Here is a 4868-nt window from a genome sequence, read left to right as displayed (position 1 = left end):
CCGGTGTGCAGCCAGCCGTCGGCCGGTGCGTCCGAGCCCAGAGAGACGGCCAACCCGTCTCCCCCGACCAGGAGTTCGCCGTCGGGCCCGATCTCGGCGCGGACGTGGGACAGCAGTCGCCCGACCGTGCCGGACCTGCGGGCGGCCGGGGTGTTCCAGCTCACCGCGCCGGTGTTCCCGGCCAGCCCGTACCCGGCGTACACCGGCAGCCCGAGGCCCTCGCACTCGCGCAGCAGCGGAGGGGGCACCTCGGTGCCGCACCACAGCAGCGGGACGCGAGGAGTGCCGAACAGGGCGGCCGATACGGGTATGCCCTCGCGGCGCGCGGTGCGGGCGGCGCCGATCAGGGCCGTCGCGGCGGGCGGGGTGACGGCGAGCGCGGTGGGCCGGACGGTGGCCGTCCAGTCCGGCAGGGCGGTGGCGGGGATACCGTGCGGTGGCAGCAGCAGGCAGCCTCCGTCGGCGATGGCCATCGGGGTGGCGGCCACCTGATGGGCGAGCGCGCCCAATGGGACGGTGACCGCGCAGCGGGCGAAGGCTCCGGCGGGCAACTCCGACCGCAGCGAGTCGAGATGGGCGTCCACCGCGTGGGCGCGGATGCCGACCCGCCCGGCCGAGGCCGCCGAGGCGGGGAGGATCTTGCAGATCCAGTCCCGGTCGTCGTCGGGGACACGGTAGGCGCCGGCCGCCGAGTCGGTGAGCGCGGTGAGGTCGACCGGGACGACCGGGCAGCCCTCGGGCAGTACGCGCCGGTCCGCCCAGGCGGCCAGCAGGGCCCGGCCGCGGGTGTCGGCGAGGACGGCGGACACGTCCGCCAGCAGGGCGGCCGCGGTGCGCGCGGAGGCGCCGGGCGGCACCGGGCAACCGGTCACCCGCAGGGCGAGCAGGGCGAGTTCGGCGACGACGGCCTCGGCGGTGTCGCCGCACAGGATGCCCACTCGTCGCCGGGGACCGGGGTCCAGGCGGTCCCCCAGGGCGCGGGCGGCGCGGGTGATCTCGCGGTAGGAGTGGACGACGGCCGTGCCGTCCTCGGCCGTCACCTCCACCAGCGGCCGGTCCCCGTCCTCGGCATGTCTGCGCAGGACGGTCTCAACGGCCCTCACGCTCGGTTTCCTCCCGTCGGGCGCGCCGCCGGGCGCGGTGGTGACGTCCGCCGGTCAGGCGGTGGTGCACTCCGGGCCGAACCGGTTCCAGCCGACGTCGTCGGACCCGAGCAGCGGAAAGCCGGTGATTGCGCCGTTCATGTCTCCCCCTCTTCGGTAAAGGCATCGAAAATCGAGGTTCGGGGAATACGCGAGCACCTGTGGGGTTCGCGGTTCGATCCCCCGACAGAACAACCGTCGCCCGTCGGCGAACGAACACAAAAGACCTAACATGCTTCGGGTCGGCGCAGTGCCGTGAAACGAAGGATTGAAATGGAAACAGCTCAGCGTAAATCGGGCACGGAAATGACCGGGGCCCCTCTGGAGGAGCAGGGGCCCGGACCGCTCCGGGAGGCGATGGCCGCCTGCTCGGCCGGCCTCGCCGAGGACGTCCCGGACTACCGCACCACCATGCGCAATGTCGCCGAGGCCCTGAGCGGCCTCTCGCGGGCCGTCGCCGAGCAGGCCGACTGGGCGCCCCCGGAGCGGCGGAGTGCCTCCGGCACCCGTCCGGACACCGGGGAAACCGGCGGCGCGAACTCCGCTTTCCGGTACCTGAACGGCCTTCCGGACATCAACCGGGCCATTCAGAATGAGTTGGCGGGGGCCCGCGAGGAGATCCTCACCGCCCAGCCGGACGGCTCGCGCCCGCCCTCGGTGCTGCGCGACGCGCTCGCCTCGGTACGCCGGCAGCTCGCCGCCGGGGTGGCCATGCGGACGCTCTACCAGCACAGCACGCGGTTCGACGAGCCGACCAAGCAATACGTCAAGGTGGTGACCGAGTTCGGTGTCCAGGTGCGCACACTGCCGGAGTTCTTCGAGCGGCTCATCATCATCGACCGGTCGGCGGCGTTCATCCCGGGCAGCCGGGACCGGCAGACCGCGGTGCTGGTCCGGGAGCCGGCCGTGGTCGGTTTCCTCACGGACGTGTTCACCCGGCAGTGGGATCGCGCCGAACCGTTTCCCTTCGTCCCGGTGCGCGCCGCGGAGGCCGCCGGAGAAGTGATCCCGGACATGCGGGAATCGATCCGGAAACTTCTGATCCAGGGCCGCTCGGACAAAGAGATAGCCCGGCGTCTTGGACTGAGTCTGCGTTCACTGCAAAGCCATGTGGCGCGCCTGAAAGAGGATTATGGTGCGCAGCACCGGCTCCAGCTCGGATATCTCATGGCATTGAGCGATCATTCCCCCGTCGGGCCGGATTACGGGAATTCCCCGCGCCCTCGAGCGATCTCAGGAGAAACGCGTCCATGACCCGTCACGCGCTGGCCGCGAACGAGAACCCCTACCCGCCGCTGCCCTCGGTACGGACCGCGCTCGCGGAGGCGGTCGGCGGCCTCAACCGCTACCCCGACCGTACGGTGACCGAGCTGGTCGACGCCCTCGCGAGCCGCCACGGCGTGCCTCGCTCGCACATCGTGACCGGCGCCGGGTCGGTCGGCGTCACGCACCATCTGCTGCACGCCGTGGTCCGTGCCGGCGACGAAGTGCTGTACGCCTGGCCGTCGTTCGAGGCGTATCCGCACCTCACCGAGATCTGCCGGGGCACCTCGGTCCGGGTGCCGCTGCGCGAGGAACGGCACGACCTGGCGGCGATGGCCGACGCGATCACCCCGCGCACCGCCCTGGCCGTCGTCTGCAACCCCAACAACCCCACCGGCACCGCCGTCACCCGCGCCGAGCTGGAAGCCTTCCTGGACCGCGTGCCGGAGAACGTCCCGGTACTGCTGGACGAGGCGTACCGGGAGTTCGTGCGCGACCCCGAGGTCCCGGACGGCGTCGGGCTGTACCGGAGCCGGCCGAACCTGGTGGTGCTGCGGACCTTCTCCAAGGCGTACGGCCTGGCCGCGCTGCGGGTCGGCTACGCGGTGGCGCACGAGGAGGTGGCCGCCCGGATCAGGCACACCGTGGTGCCGTTCGGGGTGAACGCGCTCGCCCAGTCCGCCGCCCTGGCGTCCCTGGCGGCCGAGGACGAGCTGCTGGAGCGGGTGGAGGCGGTGGTCAAGGAACGCGACCGGCTGACCAGCGCGCTGCGGCCGATCCTGCCCGTGACCGCGTCGGAGGCCAACTTCCTGTGGCTGCCGCTGGGCGAGCGCACGACGGAGTTCGCGGAGGCGTGCGCCCGCGCCGGGGTCGCCGTACGGGCCTTCCCCGGCGAGGGCGTACGCGTCACGGTCGGCTCCCCGGAGGCGAACGACGCCGTGCTGCGGGTCGCGGCGGCGCTCGCCTGAGACTCAGTCCCGTACCGGCGCCGGCTCCCGCGTCTCCGCCGGGCGTCGCGCCTCCGCCCAGCGCACGGCGGGTCCCATGGCGAGGCCCGCGCCCAGGAACAGCGCGCCCACGACCAGCCAGCCCCCGGTGCCCCAGGAGAGGATGAGCGTGGTCAGCAGCAGCGGGCCGATGAGCCGCGCGACGGCGGTTCCGGCGCCGTAGAAGCCCTGGTACTGGCCCTGTTTGTCGGCCGGGGCGAGGGCGAAGCCGATCTCCCAGGAGCCGGAGCCGAGCAGCATCTCGCCGAAGACCTGCACACACGCGGCGAGCAGCAGCACCAGTACCGGCAACCAGGCCGAGGTGCCGGCCGCCGACACCGCGAAGCACACACAGGCGAGCAGCAGCACGATCCCCGCCTGCCGTACGGCGCGCGCGGCCGACCGCAGTCCCGTCACCCGCGCGGCCATCCGCACCTGGAACAGCACCACGCTCAGCGTGTTGAGCACCAGCAGCGCCGAAACCGTCCAGCCCGGCGCCGCGGTCCGCTGCACGATCCACAGCGGCAGCACCACGCTCAGCAGCGGCATGTACAGCAGCATGACCATGTTCAGCAGCGAGACCAGCGCGTACGGGCGGTCCCGGAGCACGGTGAGGGCGCGTCCGGCGGGCCGGCCGGCCGAGGGGAGCTGCTTGGCGGGCGCGGGCAGCCGGCCGAGTACCCAGGCGGCCAGGACGAAGGTGACCGCGTCCATCGCCAGCGCGGTGAGGTAGGACGCCTCGGTGTCGAGCTGGAGGGCGATGCCGCCGAGGGCCGCGCCCAGGGCGAGCCCCGCGTTGACGGTCGACTGGAGGTAGGCCCGCGTCTCGGTGCGCCGGGCGGGTTCCACCAGACCGGCCAGCAGGGCCTGCCGGGCGGCGGCCAGGCCGCACTGGCAGCAGGTGTACAGGCACACGGCGGCGAGGAACGCCGGGTAGGTCCGTACGAGGAGCAGGGAGGCGATGGCGGCGCCGGTGGCCAGCGACATCAGGATGGCGATCCCGCGCGGCCCGCGCCGGTCGGCGAGGTGGCCGAGCGGCACTCCGACGACGGCGCCGAGCCCCCAGCCGATGGTGAGCGCGGCGCCGATCTGGGTCGGGGACAGCCCGACGACCCGGCTGAAGTACAGCACCGAACACACGTAATAGGCACCGTCGCCCACGGAGTTGGTGAGCTGTGCCAGGGCCAGGGTCCTGGGCGGCCCGGGTGGGGGGATGATCCGGCTGACGCGCATTCAGTTCCTTCCGTACGGGCTCGTGCCGGGAGGAGTCTTTCCGGCTCGCGGTGGGGCGCGCCACCGGAAAGGGCCATTCCGGTCAGGGCAGTTGAGGGGTCACGGTGAAGCGCAGGGTCTCGCGGACGAACTTCACGGCGTCGTCCCGCTCGGTGGGCGAACCCGCGTCGACGAGCACATGCCCGAGCCGCCGGCCGGAGGAGGTGAGCGGCTGGACCGTGTCCCCCACACCTTTGCGCGGCCG

Annotated in this window: 5 protein-coding genes; 2 read left to right on the top strand and 3 right to left on the bottom strand. The window is 72.9% G+C overall.

What is annotated here, in order from left to right:
* Positions 1-1103: AMP-binding protein (locus CCN33_RS29065; RefSeq protein ID WP_140394735.1), on the bottom strand; the 1103-nt coding region annotated here is incomplete at its 3' end.
* A 312-nt stretch (positions 1104-1415) separates the two neighbouring features.
* Between CCN33_RS29065 and CCN33_RS29060 the strand changes: the two genes are divergently transcribed.
* Together CCN33_RS29060 and CCN33_RS29055 are read left to right on the top strand one after the other, a co-directional pair.
* Positions 1416-2396: a hypothetical protein gene (locus tag CCN33_RS29060; RefSeq protein ID WP_140394734.1), complete on the top strand. Its 981-nt coding sequence runs from the start codon at positions 1416-1418 to the stop codon at positions 2394-2396.
* Positions 2315-3373 carry a histidinol-phosphate transaminase gene (locus tag CCN33_RS29055; protein WP_425275877.1) on the top strand — a complete coding sequence of 353 codons (1059 nt, stop codon included), beginning with the start codon at positions 2315-2317 and terminating at the stop codon, positions 3371-3373. The genes CCN33_RS29060 and CCN33_RS29055 overlap by 82 nt, the downstream gene beginning before the upstream one ends.
* Before the next feature lie 3 nt (positions 3374-3376).
* On the opposite strand, the gene CCN33_RS29050 is transcribed toward CCN33_RS29055, so the two are convergent.
* A complete protein-coding gene (locus CCN33_RS29050; protein WP_086696348.1) occupies positions 3377-4624 on the bottom strand; it encodes an MFS transporter in 1248 nt (415 codons plus the stop codon).
* 82 nt (positions 4625-4706) lie between these two features.
* A complete protein-coding gene (locus CCN33_RS33900; protein WP_425275876.1) occupies positions 4707-4853 on the bottom strand; it encodes a hypothetical protein in 147 nt (48 codons plus the stop codon).
* Between the last annotated feature and the right edge of the window lie 15 nt (positions 4854-4868).

This window comes from Streptomyces recifensis, from assembly GCF_002154615.1.
In the GTDB taxonomy this organism is placed as follows: Bacteria; Actinomycetota; Actinomycetes; order Streptomycetales; family Streptomycetaceae; genus Streptomyces; species Streptomyces griseoluteus.
Note: the sequence above shows the minus strand (reverse complement) of the source record. Positions and strands in the feature narration are given on the sequence as shown.